Raw genomic sequence first — 15,834 nt, 5'->3', positions numbered from 1 at the left:
CGAACAGATCGACGCAGATGCTTGACCAGCTGGTCATGACCAGGCATGATCTGCGACTCGCGTCCGGCGTGTGGACGGCACAGCCTGGTGGCCCGGTGCCGGTCCTGTGGACCGGCACCGGGCCTCCAGTGCGCGTGTCCACCCCACGCGTCAGATGGCCGCCAGGGCGGACGTCGGCGGGATCCGCGCTGCGCGTGCCGCCGGGTAGAGCCCGGAGACCCCGCCGATCACGACGGTGGCACCGAGCCCCCCGACGACGGCCCACACTGGCAGCGCGACCGGCCAGCCCTGCGTGACGGCGAACCCGACCGTCACCGCGACGCCGAGCACGACGCCGGCCACCCCGCCGAGGAACGACAGCAGCAACGACTCGACCAGGAACTGGTCGCGGATGCTCCGACGACGGGCCCCGAGTGCACGACGGACGCCCACCTCGGCGCGGCGTTCCAGGACGGTGATCACCATCGTGTTCGCCACCCCGATGCCACCGACGAGCAGCGCCACCCCGCCGATGCCGACCAGCAGTCCGGTGAAGGAGTCGTCGGTGGCGTCCTTCGCGGCGAGCGCGTCGGACGGCCGGGTGACGCCGACGTCCTGCGGCGCACCCGGTCGGACCGCACCGGCGAGCAGGTCCCTCGACCGTTCGACGTGTGCGGGGTCGACGCGGGTGAAGACCGAGGTGGGCGCTCCGTCGAAGCCCAGCTGCCCGGCGAACCCGCGGGGCACGAACACCTGCGAGCCGAGGTCCTCGGCGAGCGCGACGGGCTCGAGCACCCCGACCACCTGCACCCACTGTCCGCCGATCCACACGCGGCTGTCCGGATGCAGGCCGTCGAAGCCGAGGACGGCGGCCGCCCGTGCTCCCAGCACGACCTGCGGCGGCGCCCCGGCAGTGTCGTCGATCCACCTGCCGGCCGCGAGCTGCCCGCCGAGGACCCGAGGCACGTCGCCCCACGCGGCGAGCACCCCCAGGCCCTTCGTCTCGGGCGCCGGGACGTGGTCGTTCCGGTACACGCCGGTGTCCGGCACGGTGCCGACCGCCGCTGCCGACTCGACGTCGTCCTGCCGCAGCACCGACTCGAGGGCGGTGGACGGCAACGGGACCGGTTCGCCGAGGCCCTGCGTCTGGGTGAGGGTGAGCACGTTCGTGCCGAGCGTGTCGAGCACCTGGTCGACCTTCGCCTTGCTCGACGACGAGATCCCGACGACCGCGAGCATCGCCGCGATGCCGATCGCGATGCCCAGCGCCGACAGCACGACGCGACCCGGCCGGGTCCGCAACCCGAAGACGCCGAGGCGGAGCAGGTCGACCGCGCCCACGGACCGACGCCGGCTCACCGGGCGACCTCGTCGACGACGACCCTCGCGGGGTCGCCGACGATCGGCGCGATGTCCTGCTCGACCCGGCCGTCGCGCATCCGGACCTGTCGGGGCAGCGACGCCGCGAGCTCCAGGTCGTGCGTGATGACCACGACCGTCGTGTCCGCCGCGTTGAGCTCCCGCAGGAGCTCGACGACCGCGGCACCGGACGCCGTGTCGAGCGCTCCCGTGGGTTCGTCGGCGAGCAGGATCGTCGGGTCGCCGACGACGGCTCGCGCGATGGCGACGCGTTGGCGCTCCCCGCCGGAGAGCTGGTGCGGTCGGTGGTCCACCCGGTGCGCCAGGCCCACGCGGCCCAGGGCCTCGACCGCCAGACGGTGCCGTTCGCGCCGGGGCACGCCCTGGTAGAGCAGCCCGTCGGCGACGTTCTCGGTGGCGGTCGCGCCGGCCTGCAGGTGGAAGTGCTGGAAGACGAACCCGATGTGGTCGGCACGGAGTTCGGACAGGGCGTCGTCGGACATCGTCGCGACGTCGTTGCCGGCGATCGTCACCGTGCCGGACGTGGGACGGTCGAGCGTCCCGACGACGTTGAGCATCGTCGACTTGCCCGACCCCGACGGGCCGACGACCGCGACGAGCTCCCCCGAGGTGACCTCGAGCGACACCCCGCGCAGCGCCTCGACGCCACCGTAGGTCTTCGTGACGTCCCGGAGCGACAGGACGGAGTCGGGTGGAAGCACGGCGGCGCTCATCCGGGCACCACCACGCGGTCGCCGGCGGCCAGGTCGCCGGCGACCGCGACCCGTCCGTCCGCGCTGAAGCCCGGCTCGACCCGGACCCGCTCCGTCGTGCCGTCCCGCTGCACGACGTCGACGGCGTACCGGCCACCGGCACCCGCGACGAGTGCGGCGACGGGCACGGACAGGACGTCGCTCTCGGAGGCGCCCTTCGCGTCGACCTGCGCGGACGCGGCCGCGGGCAGGGAGCGCTTCCCCGGGTCGAACGACACCGAGACGTCGACGGCCGTGCCGCCGTCCTCGCTCGTCGTCGGCTGCACATCGACGACGGAACCGGGCATGGCGGCCCCGGCGCCGTTGACCCGGACCTCGACGTCGGTGCCGACCGCGAGCCGCTCGGCGTCACGCTGGGGCACGGTCGCCTTGACGACGCGCCGGGTGCTCGTGACCTGCAGCACGTCGGCGGCCGCACCCGAGCCCGTGCTGCCGGCGCCGCCCGCGTCCGTACCCGCTCCTGCGCCGCCGGCCAGGTGGTCCCCGAGCCGACCGTCGACCGAGGCGACCCGGAACGCGCCGTTCACGAAGGCGACGTCGTCCGCCGTCAGCACCGCGGTCACCTCGTGCCCGCGGTCATCGTGCCACTGCCGGACGGCCCGCTCGGTCCGGGGGCCGAACCGGTCGTCCACGGACACGTCGTACCCGAGCGCGGCCAGGTTCTCGTTGAGCTGGCGCACGTCGGCGCCCTGCAGCCCCCGCTCCAGGTCACGCCAGAGCGGCACGGTGCCGTACATGGTCCGGACGTCCCGCTCGTCGACGGCGTACAGCACCCCGTCGCGTTCGATCACGGCGCCGGGGCGGGGCAGCCAGGTGATCGTGCCGGCGGCGGCACCGGGGACCCCCGATGGCGCGCCGTAGCCGAGCGTCCCGGCGAACACCTTCGAGTCGGTCAGGTCGCCGCGCGTGACCGTGGCGGTGGCTCCGGTCGACGCGGTCCCGCCGCGCGCCTCGCTGCTGGCCGAAGCGCCCGGACCACTCGGCACCGTGGCGAGGGCCCACGTCCCGGCACCCGCGGTCACCGCCGCGACGAGGCACACCGACACGACCGTCCGGCGACGGGAGCGACGGCGGGTCACGACCCGGCTCCGCCCCGGACAGCCTCGAAGGCCGCGTCGGAGCAGGGGCCGGCGGCCTCGTCGAACGCCGACTGGTCATCCGGCTGGTACCGGGCCTGCGCCTCCTGGTCGTCGGGGTAGTCCGGGAACCCCTGCTCCCGCAGGCACTCCGCCGTCTTCCGGGCGATCTCCTCGCTGCCGGGAATCGGCTGTGCGCCCTGTGCATCCCCGGCAGCTGCCGAGTCGTCGACACACCCCTTGAGGTCTTCCTGGTACTGCTCGGGGTCGACGCCGTCGGGTGCGCTGAGCTGCATCGACCCGCCGCCGGTGCCCGGGTCGGGCATGTCGTACCCGCGGTCGCGCAGGCACTCGGCGAGGGCGACTCCGGGCGCGGCACCCCCGGCTGCCGTCGCCGTGTCGTCGTCCGGCGTCGCGTCCGAGCAGCCGACCAGCAGCAGGGGCAGCAGGACCACCGCCGCGGCCGCACTCATCAGGGACCGGTTGCGACGGGTCATCGTCATCGTGGTGTGGTTCATGCCTCCAGCACAGCGGACGAGCTGTTTCGCCCCGCGTGCACGCCTGGTTGCACCGGCGAAACACGGACCCGGACGAGCAGCCCGCCGGTCGGCCGTGCGGTGATCGACAGCTGCCATCCGTGCGCGTGCACGATCGCGGCCACGATGGACAGTCCGAGGCCACTGTGCTGCCCGCGTCCAGCGTCCGCCCCGCCGCGACGGAACGGCTCGACGAGCAACGCTGCCTCGTCCGACGCGACCACCGGACCACCGTTCTCGACGACGAAGCCGTCCGGCCCTGTGGTCACCCGCACGCGACCGCCGGGTTCGTTGTACTCGACGGCGTTGCCGACGAGGTTGCCGAGCAGCTGTCGCAGCAGGGTCGGCTCCCCCGGTACGACCAGGCCGGGAGGCCCGGTACGGCGCTCGTGGGTCAGGGTCACCCCCGCCTCGGCCGCGTGCCGGGCCGCCCCCGCGACGACCTCGGCGGTCACCTCGTCGAGGTCGACAGCACGCGTCGCACCCGCCAGGCCGCGGTCGGCCTCGGCGAGCACGAGCAGCGACTCCACCAACCGCTCGGTCCGGCGGTTCTGATCGAGCAGTTCCGCGCGCACCGCTCGGACGTCTGCGGGGTCGGCGTCGTCGTGCAGGCCGATCTGCACCGCCGCGCGCTGCACCGCGAGCGGCGTCCGGAGTTCGTGGGACGCCTGGGCGACGAACCGTCGCTGGCTCTCGAACGCGGTCTCCAGGCGGGCCAGCAGGTCGTCGACGGTGCGCGAGAGCCGCCGGAGTTCGTCGTCGGGCCCGTCCAGCGCGATGCGCTCGTGCAGGTTCGAGGCCGAGATCCGGTTCGCGGTCGCGGTGATCCGGTCGATGGGACGGAGGACCCGGCGGCTGACGAGCCAGCCGATGCCCCCGGCAGCGATCCCGGCGCCGACGATGCCGATCGCGGACCACTGCCACTGCTGCGCGGCGACGAGCCGGATCACCGCCACCGCCCCGTCGTCGTCACCCCCAACGGCTCCGTCCACCTCGATCGGAGCCGGTGCGGTCGTGACGCTCCCCGATCCGGGCAGCGGGCGCTGCACGGCCGCGGTGTCGAGACCCGCGCCGACACCCGCCAGCGACATGGTGTTCGTGAAGACGACGACCCCGGTCGCCAGCGCCATGGCCGCGAGCGCGAACGTCAGGGCAGTCCGGGTCCGGATGCTCCAGCCCCGGGCCCGCGGACTCACAGCGCGTAGCCCTGGCCGGGCACCGTCCGGATCGGGTCCGGGTCCCCGACCTTCCGGCGGAGCTTCGACATCGTCACGCGGACCGCGGCGGTGAACGGGTCGACGTTCATGTCCCAGACCTTCTCGAGCAGCTCCTCGGCCGACACGACGCGGCCGTCGGCGCGGAGCAGTGCTTCGAGCACCCCGAGTTCCTTCGAGGTCAGGTCGAGCGGCCGTCCGTCGCGCGTCGCCATCCGCCGGTTCGTGTCGACGACGAGCCCCGCACGTTCGAGCACCGGCGCGACGGGTGCGACGCTCCGCCGACCGAGCGCGCGGACCCGGGCGACGAGTTCGGGGTACTCGAACGGCTTGGTCAGGTAGTCGTCGGCACCGAGCTCGAGCCCCTGCACCCGGTCGCTCAACGTCGTCGCGGCGGTGAGCATGAGAATCCGCGTGAGCGCACCGCGCGCGCTGAGGCGGCGTGCGACCTCGTCGCCGTGCAGCCCTGGGACGTCACGGTCGAGCACGACGACGTCGTAGTCGTGCACCGCCAGCAGCTCGTCGGCGTCGTCGCCGCGGTAGGCGACGTCCACCGCCATGTCCTGCCGGGTCAGGCCCGTCGCGACCAGGTCCGCGAGGGCCCGTTCGTCGTCCACCACGAGTACGCGCATCGGTACATCACACGTGACGTACCTCTCTGCTCCCTGTGAGCGGGGTCAGGCGTCGTACGGCACCTCGCCGTGTTCGCTCACGCCGGCACGCTGCCGGTAGGACAGGTGCCCGCCGAGGTACCCGCCGACGCTGACGACGGCCAGCCCCGCGAACCCGAGCAGCTTGCCGGCACCGTGGTTGCCGCGCTTCCGCTGCATCCACGAGAGCCCGTAGAGCGACAGTCCGGTCCAGTTCACCGCCTGGTGCACCCACCCGGTCCGCAGTTGCTCGCGGTTCAGCTCCGACCAGTCGACGTACCCGGCGACCGAGGCACTGCCGGCGGAGACGACCCCGACGCCGACCAGGGTCTTCGCGGCCTTCGCGTTGCCCTTCCCGCCGACCAGGTCGAGCACCGCGGCGGAGATCCAGGCACCGAGCGGCACCTGGACCATGAGCGGGTGGATCGGGTGACCGAACGGCACACCGTGCAGCAGCTGCCGCAGGGCCTTCGGCTTGGCCAGGGCGTTCACGACGGCACGGTCGACGTCGATCGCCTTGTCGAGCACGCTCGCGTGCTCGACGGCGTCGGTGATGCGGCGAATCGCGCGGATCTCAGGCATGCCCTGGACCGTAGACGAACGGCCCGGCACCGGTCCCAGGAACCGGTGCCGGGCCTCCCGGAGGCCGCCGTCACGCGCCGCGCTACTCCTCGACGATCTCGGCGAGCTCGAACGGCTCGACCGTCAGGCCGTCACCGTCCTCGGTGACGTCCACCCGGACGGTGTCCCCGTCGCGGACGTCTCCGGACAGGATCGCGCGGGCCAGTCGGTCGTCGATCTGCCGCTGCATCAGGCGCCGGAGGGGCCGCGCGCCGTACAGCGGGTCGTACCCGCGCTCGGCGAGCCAGCTTCGTGCCTGCGGCGTCACTGCGAGCTCGAGCCGGCGGTCGGTCAGGCGACGGGCGAGCCGGTCGACGTAGAGCGACACGATCTGCCCGAGGTCGTCCGCGGTCAGAGCCTGGAACACCACGATGTCGTCGAGGCGGTTGATGAACTCCGGCCGGAACGCCTGCTGCACGAGCTCACGGACGGCCTCTTCCCGCTGCACGTCGGTCAGCGTCAGGTCCGTCATGAACTGCGAACCCAGGTTCGACGTCAGCACGAGGATCGTGTTCCGGAAGTCCACCGTGCGGCCCTGGCCGTCGGTGAGGCGGCCGTCGTCGAGCACCTGGAGCAGGACGTCGAACACCTCGGGGTGCGCCTTCTCGATCTCGTCGAGCAGGATCACCGAGTACGGACGGCGACGGACGGCCTCGGTGAGCTGCCCACCGGCCTCGTACCCGACGTACCCGGGCGGGGCGCCGATCAGGCGGGCGACCGAGTGCTTCTCGCCGTACTCGCTCATGTCGATGCGGACGAGGGCCTTCTCGTCGTCGAACAGGAACTCGGCGAGCGCCTTGGCCAGCTCGGTCTTGCCGACACCGGTCGGCCCGAGGAACAGGAACGAACCCGTCGGTCGGTCCGGGTCCGAGATGCCCGCGCGGGTGCGCCGGACGGCCTCGGACACGGTGGTCACGGCGGTGCGCTGCCCGATGATCCGGCGGCCGAGCTCGCTCTCCAGGTGCAGGAGCTTCTCGGTCTCACCCTGCAGCAGCCGGCCGAGCGGGATGCCCGTCCACTGCGCGATCACGGCGGCGATGTCCTCGTCGGTGACGCTGTCGTTCACCATCCGGTCGGCGCTCCCGGCCTGCTCGGCGGCGGCGAGCTCGGCCTCGATGCGGGGCTTCTCGCCGTACTCCAGGCGGGAGACGAGCTCGTAGTCGGCCTCGCGCTGCGCCCGCTGCGACCGCATGTTCAGGTCGTCGAGCTGCTGCTTGAGCTCGCCGATCCGGTTCAGGCTGGCGCGCTCGGTCTGCCAGCGCTGCTCGAGCTCGGCGAGCCGTTCCTCGCGGGTGTGGAGTTCGTTCCGCAAGGTCTCGAGACGAGCCTTCGAGGCCTCGTCCTTCTCCTGCTTCAGCGCGAACTCCTCGACGCGCAGCCGGTCGACGTTGCGCTTCAGCTCGTCGATCTCGACCGGGCTCGAGTCGATCTCCATGCGGAGCCGGCTCGCTGCCTCGTCGATCAGGTCGATGGCCTTGTCGGGCAGTTGTCGGCCGGAGATGTACCGGTTGGACAGGCTCGCGGCGGCGACGAGGGCGGAGTCGTTGATCGTCACCTTGTGGTGCGCCTCGTACCGCTCCTTGAGCCCGCGGAGGATCGCCACGGCGTCCTCGACGCTCGGCTCCCCGACGTACACCTGCTGGAAGCGACGCTCGAGCGCGGCGTCCTTCTCGATGTACTCGCGGTACTCGTCGAGGGTCGTCGCACCGATGAGCCGGAGCTCACCACGGGCGAGCATCGGCTTGAGCATGTTCGAGGCCGCGACGGACCCCTCACCGCCGCCGGCACCCATCAGGGTGTGCAGCTCGTCGATGAACGTGATGACCTGGCCGTCGGAGTCGTTGATCTCCTTCAGCACGGACTTGAGCCGCTCCTCGAACTCGCCGCGGTACTTGGCGCCGGCGATGAGGGCGGAGATGTCGAGCGAGACGAGCCGCTTGTCCTTGAGGGAGTCGGCGACGTCACCGGCGACGATGCGCTGCGCGAGCCCCTCGACGACGGCGGTCTTGCCGACGCCGGGCTCGCCGATGAGCACGGGGTTGTTCTTGGTGCGGCGCGTCAGCACCTGGGACACGCGCCGGATCTCGGAGTCGCGTCCGATCACCGGGTCGAGCTTGCCGCTGCGGGCGATCTCGGTGAGGTCGACGCCGTACTGTTCGAGGGCGGTCTTCTGCTGTTCTTGGGAGTCAGGAGCGCCCTGGAGGTTCGCCATGCGTTCCGTCCTTTCATTGCGGTGGTCCTGTAGTTGAGTCTACTCCACTCAACTTGCGTCCGCACCGGCGTATTCCGGCGCACACTCCCTGGCGAAGACCCGTAGACGAAGCCCCGTACGACGAAGCCCCCGCGACCACAGTGGTCGCGGGGGTTGCCGACAGGACGGGGCTGGGTGTCCTACCGCCGGGAGTCGGTGTTCGGCTGCGCGCTCGATCCGGGGTTCAGGACCGGACCGGCAGCGGGCTCGGCGGGGACGTTCTGCACGGTCGCGGTGTGGACCGTGCCGTTCTGCGCGGCGCCGTCGGCCTGAGCCTTCTTCTCGTCGTCGGACATCTCCTTCTTGAAGATGTTGATCGACTGGCCGAGGCCCTTCGCGAGGGCCGGGAGCTTGGTCGCCCCGAACAGCAGGATGACGATCCCGAGGATGATCAGCAGGTGAATGCCGCCGAGGTTTCCGAGCATCATGACTCCTTGATCTGGAACTGGTCGCCGTCTGCTGGTCGTCGTCGACCAACGCGGCGGAAGTCCGTGTGGACCCATCGTAGCTCCCCCGTCCCTGGATGCCCAGGCCGGGCCGAGGAACCGACACCGTTCGCTCAGGGAAGCCCCGAGCCCCTCCCCTTAGGGCGCCCCCCTCACCCGAGCACCTGGTCGATGCTCCAGAGCACGGGCGCCTCGCGCAGCGCCGGGATGTCCGCCTCGGTCACGCCGGTCAGCCGGAAGACCACCCGTTCCCCGGGCAACAGGGTCATGAACCCACGGTCGACCGTGCCGGACTCGGCGACCCGGTCCGGCTGCACCAGCAGGTCGCGCACCAGCGACTCGGCCTCGACCAGCATGTCCAGACCGCCGTCGACGACGGCGAACGAGGTCCGGTAGCGCGCTGGCTCCCACCGCATCGCGGACTCGGGCCCGGGGGTCCACACCGCCCGGCGCCAGTCCATGTCCGCGACGACGAGCTCACCCGCCGGGTCGTCCACGACGCCGACGGACTCGGGCAGGGACACGACCGCGACGCCGGCCGCTGACAACCGGACGGGCACCGAGACCTCGGCGAGGATCGCGCCGGCCGTGGTGATCCGACGGACCCGGACCACGCTGTCGTGACCGCCCCGCGCCGAGCGCACGGCGACCTCGACGGGCGACGACCCGAAGGACCCGGGCGAGACGCCCAGGGAGAGCGTGTCCGCCAGCTCGCCCAGGTCGGCGGTCTCGTCGACGGGAGCCGGGCCACCCGGGTGATCCGGGCCTCCGGGCCGGTCGGCCGCAGCCGACAGGTCGGCGGTGACCGACGAGACCGGACGGATCGTCAGCAGGACGTCGTCGTACAAGCGGCGCAGCTCGTGCGCCAGCGGCTTGAGCCGTCCCGCCGAGTCGATGGCCGACCACGACGACACCGGCCACAGGTCGTTGAGCTGCCACACCACGACCCCGGTGTTGCGCGGCCAGTGCGTGCGCCAGTGCTCGACGCCCGTCGCGATCGCCCGCGCCTGCTGCAGCTGCGTCAGGTAGTGCCAGGCGTCGAACGAGAAGGGACCGCCGCCGAACCGGGGCTCGAGCCCGCGGGCGAGCTTGCCCATCCCGTCGGTCGCCTTCTGGTGGTGGACGACCCCGGGCGAGTCGACCCCGAGCACCTCGTCGGCCACCCCGTCGCGCAGGGTCCGCCAGGCAGGCGGCGCCTGCCAGCCGAACTCGGACACGAAGCGGGGCACGGACTCGCGGTACGCGCTGTCGGGCAGGCGGTTCCAGACGTCCCACGAGTGGTGCGTCTCGTGGTCCACGTCGTTCGCGGGCAGCGACTCGGACCCGGACCACGGCGAGGCCACCGTGTAGAAGCGCGACGGGTCGACCGCGTCGACGATCGTCGGCAGCAGGTCCAGGTAGTAGTCGAGGCCCCAGCCGCGGTCTCCCAACGTCGAACCCCAGTCGTCGGCGTCGTGCAGCCAGATGTTCTCGTTGTTGCCGTTCCACACCACCAGCGAGGGGTGCCGCGCCAGCCGGGCGACGTTGTCCCGCGCCTCGGCGATGACCTCGCTGCGGATCGGCTCGATCTCGGGGTAGGCCGCGCAGGCGAACGGGAAGTCCTGCCAGACGAGCAGGCCGAGTTCGTCGCAGACCTCGTAGAAGTCGCGCGATTCGTACACGCCGCCGCCCCACACCCGCACCAGGTTCGTGCCGAGCGCCGCCGCCGCCGCCAACCGAGCGAGGAGCCGGGCGCGGTCGACCCGCGAGATGATCACGTCGTCCGGGATCCAGTTGACGCCGCGGACGTCGATGAGCGTGCCGTTGACGTGGACGCCGAAGGGGCGGCCGACACCGTCGACCTTGGTGTCGATCCGCGTCGACCGGAAGCCGGTGCGGAACGTGTCCCGGTCGAGGACCTCGCCGTCCACCGTCTGCAGCTCGACCACCACGTCGTACTGCGACTGCTCGCCGTAGCCGCGGGGCCACCAGCGCCGCGCCTCCGGCACCCGCACCGTGACGACCGTCTCGTCGTCCTTCGGGGTCAGCTGCGCCCGGGAGCGCTGGCGCGTGGTCCTGCCGTCCTCGGTCTCCCCGCTCACGGTGACGACGAGGACGAGGTCGTCGTCCTCGCCGTCCTGGTCCAGGTCGTTCATGCCCGAGCGCTCGACGGTGATGTGCGCGTCGAGCACGCCCTCGCCCGCCTCGACGTCGACGAGGGGGCGGACCTCGCGCAGTCGTGCCGTCGACCAGCGTTCGACGGCGACGGGCCGCCACGGGCCGCTCGTGACGGCCGTGAGGCCCCAGTCCCAGCCGAAGTTCGACGCCATCTTGCGGATGTACGGGAACGGCTCGTCGTAGGGGCCGGGCATGCTGCCGGCCCTCGCGGCGACGCGTCCGGCCTCGCGGTACGGGGACTCGAACAGGATCTCGAGATCCTTCGTCGTGTCACCCGAGCCGGTCTGCACGCGGGTGTCGAACCGGTAGCGACGGTGCATGTTCCGGGTGGTGCCGACGACGACGCCGTCCAGGCTCAGCTCGGCGACGGTGTCGAGACCGTCGCAGACCAGGTCGACGCGCTCGTGTCCCCGCGGGTCGACGTCGACCGCGCGCCGGTAGGCCCAGTCGGCACGGCCGACCCACTTGGCGGCCTGCTCGTTCAGGTGGAACGTCGGGTCCGGCAGCAGACCCTCCCGCTCCAGGTCGGTGTGCACCTGCCCCGGCACCGTCGCCGGGATGGTGCGTCCCGCGATGTCGGACGGGGCGCCCGCGGGGACGGCGTCGCCCGCGATCGTCACGGTCCAGCCGTCGCGGAGTTCCTCGCGTTCGAGGGTCATACGGGTCCTTCTCTTCGGCGGCCGGGTCGTCCGTCCACCGCGGTCGGGACGCCGGCCGGCGTCCCGCCCCGTGGCCGGTTGCAACGGCCTGGAGGCGCGGCACCGGTTGCCCGGGCGTCGTCACGTCGCGCGCGCGAACGGGTGGCGCTCGCGCGTGGGGGTGCTCGGCGATGCTAGTACGGGATGCTTTCGGCGACCTATGTGGTGACAGGGGCGGGTCGCACGGGCAGGGTGGGAACGTGATCACCGTCGAACTCGCCAGGTCCCTCCGTGACGCCGGCCTCCGCTGGCACCCCGAGACCGGGGACCGGTTCGTCATCGACAAGCCGGGCATCGACGAGGACGTCTACACGGTGTCCGAGATGACGGTCGAACGGCACGACTCCCCCACCGGCACGATCCTCGGGTTCAACGGGACGACGGAGTGGGCACTCGACTCCGTGACGGCGACCGAGTCGCTGTGGCTGCCCCGCGAGGACCAGCTCCGCGAACTGCTCGGACCGTCGTTCATCGGGCTGACCCGGGTGCAGGTCGGCGGCCGCGTGGTCTTCACGGTGACGGCGACGATCGGCGGGGCCGACCGGAGCTTCGCGTCCGAGGTGCCGGCGATCGCGTACGGGCAGGCACTGCAGGCGTACATCACCGCGGCGCTGTCGTGAGTGGCACGCCCGGGAACGCCGTTCCTGGGCGTTGCCGGAATGCACGCTGAGGGTCGTTTGGTTGCATGACACCATGACCGTTCCGAACATCACCCTGAACGACGGCAAGACCATCCCGCAGCTCGGCTTCGGTGTCTTCCAGATCGACCCCTCCGAGACGAAGGCCGCCACACTGGCCGCGCTCGAGGTCGGTTACCGCCACATCGACACCGCCGAGATGTACGGCAACGAGAAGGAGGTCGGCGAGGCGATCGCTGCCTCCGGCATCCCGCGCGAGGAGATCTTCGTCACCTCGAAGCTCAACAACGGCTTCCACGACCCGGCGGCCGCGCTGGAGAACGGCAAGAAGTCGGCCGATCTGCTCGGCGGCTACACCGACCTGTTCCTCATCCACTGGCCGCTGCCCACTGTCTCGGACTTCGTGCCGACGTGGAAGGCCCTCGAGGACCTGTACCACGCCGGCACCGCCCGCTCGATCGGCGTCTCGAACTTCCAGGCACACCACCTGCACCGTCTGCGTGCCGAGACCGACGTCCCGCCGTCGGTCAACCAGATCGAGGTGCACCCGTACCTGGTGCAGGACGACCTCCGCGCCGTGGACCGCGAGCTCGGCATCGCGACCGAGGCCTGGTCCCCGATCGCGCAGGGTCTCGTCCTCGACGACGAGACCATCACCCGCATCGCGTCGTCGATCGGCAAGTCGCCGGCGCAGGTCGTCCTCCGCTGGCACATCCAGCGCGGCGACATCGTGTTCCCGAAGTCGGTGACACGTGCCCGCGTCGAAGAGAACTTCGCGATCTTCGACTTCGAGCTCTCCGACGAGGACATGACGGACATCACCGCCCTCGACAAGGGCCACCGCACGGGTCCGGACCCGGACACGTTCGACTACGTGCCGGCGTAGTCAGCAGGTCGACGAAGGGCGGTCGCGCGGTGCGCGGCCGCCCTTCGTCGTCAACACGGTCGCGCGTACATCTGATATTCTAATGTCATGCGCTTTGTAATCCTGCCCGCACGAGCCCTCACCGCGATGCTCGTCGCCGTCGGAACGATCATCGGCGGCGGGGTCACCGCAGTCGGAGCAGCATCGACACCGACGCCCTCGTCGTCTTCGACGACGGCCGACCGGGCCTCCATCGTGCACACGGACGGCGATCGCGCGACCACCGTCCGGGTCCACGGCCAGGGTGACGCCGAGACGGAGCGTCGCCGCGAGGGCCGCAGTTACCGACACAGCGACCTGCAGCCCGCCTCCCGCTTCGCACCGAAGGGCACCGAGGTCGAGGTGACCCTGCCGGCTGGTGCGCCGGCGATGCAGGTCGGCATCGGCCTGTACGGGAACTACGGCGCGCACAACGGGGGATCGGCCGTCGGCATCACGACCTTCCCGGTCGCCGAGGGGACCACCACCGTGACCGCGCCGGTGGACGGGCTCGTGTACCTGATCGACCGGTCCCCGTCGGGCTCGCACGACGTGACGGTCCGTGGCGGAGAAGCGCTACCCGTCTTCATCCGCCACTCGACTTCGAACGACGAGTTCACGCGCGACCGGGCTGCGCACCCGGATGCTCCGTTCGTCACCCTGATCGGCGACCGGACGTTCGCCGAGCCGCCGCGTGGGGTCTTCTACCGGATCCCCGACGACATCACGGCCCGCGTCGCGCTCTGGGACCGGGTCGTCGCGCTCACGAACGACCACTTCGGGCTGCTCGACGGTGCCGTGGGGCTCGCACGGAAGTCCCCGCAGCGTCTGCACATCACGACCCCGGACACCGGCGGCGCCTACGCGAGCGCCGGGAACGACCGCATCACGATGCCGTTGCAGAGCGGCGCCGCCTCAGAGCTGCTCGCAGCGGCACCAGGGGACATGTGGGGCTTCTGGCATGAGGTCGGTCACACCTACCAGACGCCCGCGTACAACTGGTCAGGCATGGGCGAGGTCGTGGTGAACACCTCGGTGCTCGACGTCCAGCACTCGATCAGCGGCGAGAACCGACTCGACCACCAGGGCGCCACCGGCGTCGCGGCGTACTTCGCGAAGCCGCTCGACGAACGCGCCTACCACTCCCAGGACGGCTGGGTGAAGATCCTCATGTTCGACCAACTCCGCCGGGGTTTCGGTGAGCACTTCTACCCCCGACTGAACCAGGCTCTCCGGACCAGCCTCGCACTCGGCGAGGTCAGCACCCCGGACAACGGCGACTCGAAGCACCAGCTGTTCGCGCGCACCGCCGCGACGATCGCCGACCGCGACCTCCGCCCGTTCTTCGCCGAGTGGGGCTTCCCTCTGTCCGCGGAGACGTCGGCGGCACTCGCCGAACTCCCCCCGCTCACCACCGACATCTGGGAGAACCGGACCTCCGCGACCGACCGCCTCGACCACGACCTCGACCCGTACGCGGTCCCGGTCGGGCGCATCACCGGGGACCAGCCGACGGTCGTGGTGGGACAACAGCGCCTCGACCAGGCGCCCGAGGTCACCGACCTCCAGAACACGGACGGCCGCGGCGTGCCCGAGTACACCGGCCAACTCGTCTCGGCAACCGCGGCGGGTACCGGAACGCTGCTCGTGGCGCTCCGGAACAACCTGGGCATCCGCGAGGTCCTGACGCGCCCGGTCACCGTGGAACCGGGCAACATGTTCTCCTTCGACGGCATCGCCGACCGGAACGTCATGCGCCTGGTCACGGATCCGAGGGACCACGTGCTGCGGCTCTACGCCGGGACGACGTACACCGCGCACCCGTCGTGGGGCAGCAACGAGTACGTCGGCTTCGAGCTCCGCAGCGAGGACCGCCGCGAGCAGATCGGCACGTGGTCGGTCCGCGGCAACGAGACCGCGCATGCGCTGGCGTCGGGCTTCGAGCAGGCGTACCAGGACGGCCAGGTGCTCGAGGTGCGCCATGCCGAGGCGCGAGCGCGCCTGGACCGCTGGGGCGACAGCGTGCTCCGACCGGCCGACCCCGCGACGGTCCAGCGCTACAGGATCGTGGACGGTCGTTTCGAGCCGATGACCACTGATCCGATCGTCGCGAGTCCGGGCGCGTCGGTGGCGCTGTCGCGCCGCGCGGACACCCGCGTCGAAGCGCGGCTCGAGACCACGCGTTCCATCGAGCAGCTGGCTGCTGAGGTGGTCCTCACCGCTCCGGACGCGACGACCTTCGCTCCCGGGCAGACCACCCTCGTCGCCGAGGTCCTGCGCCCGGGCGGCTCCTGGACTGCGGAGTCCAGCCTGGATCTCGAAGGCGCTTCCACGAGCGAGTCGGGCACCCTCCTGACGGCGGCTCTGGCGCCGGTCGCGATCGACCTGCCATCGGGCACGCTCATCCGGTGGTCACCGCTCGTGCGGGTCACCCCCGGGGCTCCGGCTGGTACCAGCGGACTCGGCTACACCGTCACGGGGACGGTCGACGGCGAGACGATCCGCGTCGCGAGCTGACCGCCGACCGGCGGG

At 71.6% G+C, this 15,834-nt stretch carries 13 protein-coding genes; 3 read left to right on the top strand and 10 right to left on the bottom strand.

Going from position 1 to position 15,834, the window contains the following annotated elements:
* Positions 1-150: 150 nt before the first annotated feature.
* The 10 genes from ITJ56_RS05795 to ITJ56_RS05750 form a co-directional block, all read right to left on the bottom strand.
* Positions 151-1,338, bottom strand: coding sequence for an ABC transporter permease (locus ITJ56_RS05795; protein WP_323749729.1), 1,188 nt, complete (start codon positions 1,336-1,338; stop codon positions 151-153).
* Positions 1,335-2,072, bottom strand: coding sequence for an ABC transporter ATP-binding protein (locus ITJ56_RS05790; protein WP_194628602.1), 738 nt, complete (start codon positions 2,070-2,072; stop codon positions 1,335-1,337). The genes ITJ56_RS05795 and ITJ56_RS05790 overlap by 4 nt, the downstream gene beginning before the upstream one ends.
* Positions 2,069-3,190: a peptidoglycan-binding protein gene (locus tag ITJ56_RS05785; protein WP_194628600.1), complete on the bottom strand. Its 1,122-nt coding sequence runs from the start codon at positions 3,188-3,190 to the stop codon at positions 2,069-2,071. Before ITJ56_RS05785 ends, ITJ56_RS05790 begins: the two co-directional genes overlap by 4 nt.
* Positions 3,187-3,705, bottom strand: coding sequence for a hypothetical protein (locus ITJ56_RS05780; protein ID WP_194628593.1), 519 nt, complete (start codon positions 3,703-3,705; stop codon positions 3,187-3,189). Before ITJ56_RS05780 ends, ITJ56_RS05785 begins: the two co-directional genes overlap by 4 nt.
* On the bottom strand, positions 3,702-4,919 hold the full coding sequence (locus tag ITJ56_RS05775; RefSeq protein WP_194628591.1) for a sensor histidine kinase: 1,218 nt from the start codon (positions 4,917-4,919) through the stop codon (positions 3,702-3,704). Before ITJ56_RS05775 ends, ITJ56_RS05780 begins: the two co-directional genes overlap by 4 nt.
* Positions 4,916-5,569, bottom strand: coding sequence for a response regulator transcription factor (locus ITJ56_RS05770; RefSeq protein ID WP_194628589.1), 654 nt, complete (start codon positions 5,567-5,569; stop codon positions 4,916-4,918). The genes ITJ56_RS05775 and ITJ56_RS05770 overlap by 4 nt, the downstream gene beginning before the upstream one ends.
* A gap of 45 nt (positions 5,570-5,614) precedes the next feature.
* A complete protein-coding gene (locus ITJ56_RS05765) occupies positions 5,615-6,169 on the bottom strand; it encodes a DUF2231 domain-containing protein (protein ID WP_194628587.1) in 555 nt (184 codons plus the stop codon).
* An 82-nt stretch (positions 6,170-6,251) separates the two neighbouring features.
* On the bottom strand, positions 6,252-8,420 hold the full coding sequence (locus ITJ56_RS05760) for an ATP-dependent Clp protease ATP-binding subunit (RefSeq protein WP_194628585.1): 2,169 nt from the start codon (positions 8,418-8,420) through the stop codon (positions 6,252-6,254).
* Between the two features lie 179 nt (positions 8,421-8,599).
* The gene (tatA, locus tag ITJ56_RS05755) at positions 8,600-8,887 is read right to left on the bottom strand and encodes a twin-arginine translocase TatA/TatE family subunit (RefSeq protein ID WP_416354749.1); all 288 of its coding nucleotides are present in this window, start codon (positions 8,885-8,887) and stop codon (positions 8,600-8,602) included.
* A gap of 170 nt (positions 8,888-9,057) precedes the next feature.
* Positions 9,058-11,721, bottom strand: a complete 2,664-nt coding sequence (locus tag ITJ56_RS05750) for a glycoside hydrolase family 2 protein (protein WP_194628583.1) — start codon at positions 11,719-11,721, stop codon at positions 9,058-9,060.
* A gap of 239 nt (positions 11,722-11,960) precedes the next feature.
* Here ITJ56_RS05750 and ITJ56_RS05745 point away from each other — a divergent pair, with 239 nt between their 5' ends.
* The 3 genes from ITJ56_RS05745 (at position 11,961) to ITJ56_RS05735 (ending at position 15,819) form a co-directional block, all read left to right on the top strand.
* Positions 11,961-12,380, top strand: a complete 420-nt coding sequence (locus tag ITJ56_RS05745; protein WP_194628581.1) for a pilus assembly protein CpaE — start codon at positions 11,961-11,963, stop codon at positions 12,378-12,380.
* A 73-nt stretch (positions 12,381-12,453) separates the two neighbouring features.
* Positions 12,454-13,284 carry an aldo/keto reductase gene (locus ITJ56_RS05740; protein WP_194628579.1) on the top strand — a complete coding sequence of 277 codons (831 nt, stop codon included), beginning with the start codon at positions 12,454-12,456 and terminating at the stop codon, positions 13,282-13,284.
* An 87-nt stretch (positions 13,285-13,371) separates the two neighbouring features.
* Positions 13,372-15,819 carry a M60 family metallopeptidase gene (locus ITJ56_RS05735; RefSeq protein WP_194628577.1) on the top strand — a complete coding sequence of 816 codons (2,448 nt, stop codon included), beginning with the start codon at positions 13,372-13,374 and terminating at the stop codon, positions 15,817-15,819.
* The last annotated feature ends 15 nt before the right edge of the window (positions 15,820-15,834 follow it).

It is taken from the genome of Curtobacterium sp. VKM Ac-1376, assembly GCF_015351025.1.
Lineage (GTDB): Bacteria > Actinomycetota > Actinomycetes > Actinomycetales > Microbacteriaceae > Curtobacterium.
The sequence above is the reverse complement of the archived record's forward strand: the minus strand, read 5'-3'. Positions and strand labels throughout refer to the sequence as shown.

Coding starts and splice junctions, on each gene's coding strand:
- ITJ56_RS05790 (WP_194628602.1), bottom strand. CDS start 2,072: ATGAGCGCCGCCGTGCTTCCACCCGACTCCGTCCTGTCGCTCCGGGAC.
- ITJ56_RS05780 (WP_194628593.1), bottom strand. CDS start 3,705: ATGAACCACACCACGATGACGATGACCCGTCGCAACCGGTCCCTGATG.
- ITJ56_RS05770 (WP_194628589.1), bottom strand. CDS start 5,569: ATGCGCGTACTCGTGGTGGACGACGAACGGGCCCTCGCGGACCTGGTC.
- ITJ56_RS05765 (WP_194628587.1), bottom strand. CDS start 6,169: ATGCCTGAGATCCGCGCGATTCGCCGCATCACCGACGCCGTCGAGCAC.
- ITJ56_RS05760 (WP_194628585.1), bottom strand. CDS start 8,420: ATGGCGAACCTCCAGGGCGCTCCTGACTCCCAAGAACAGCAGAAGACC.
- tatA (WP_416354749.1), bottom strand. CDS start 8,887: ATGATGCTCGGAAACCTCGGCGGCATTCACCTGCTGATCATCCTCGGG.
- ITJ56_RS05750 (WP_194628583.1), bottom strand. CDS start 11,721: ATGACCCTCGAACGCGAGGAACTCCGCGACGGCTGGACCGTGACGATC.
- ITJ56_RS05740 (WP_194628579.1), top strand. CDS start 12,454: ATGACCGTTCCGAACATCACCCTGAACGACGGCAAGACCATCCCGCAG.
- ITJ56_RS05735 (WP_194628577.1), top strand. CDS start 13,372: ATGCGCTTTGTAATCCTGCCCGCACGAGCCCTCACCGCGATGCTCGTC.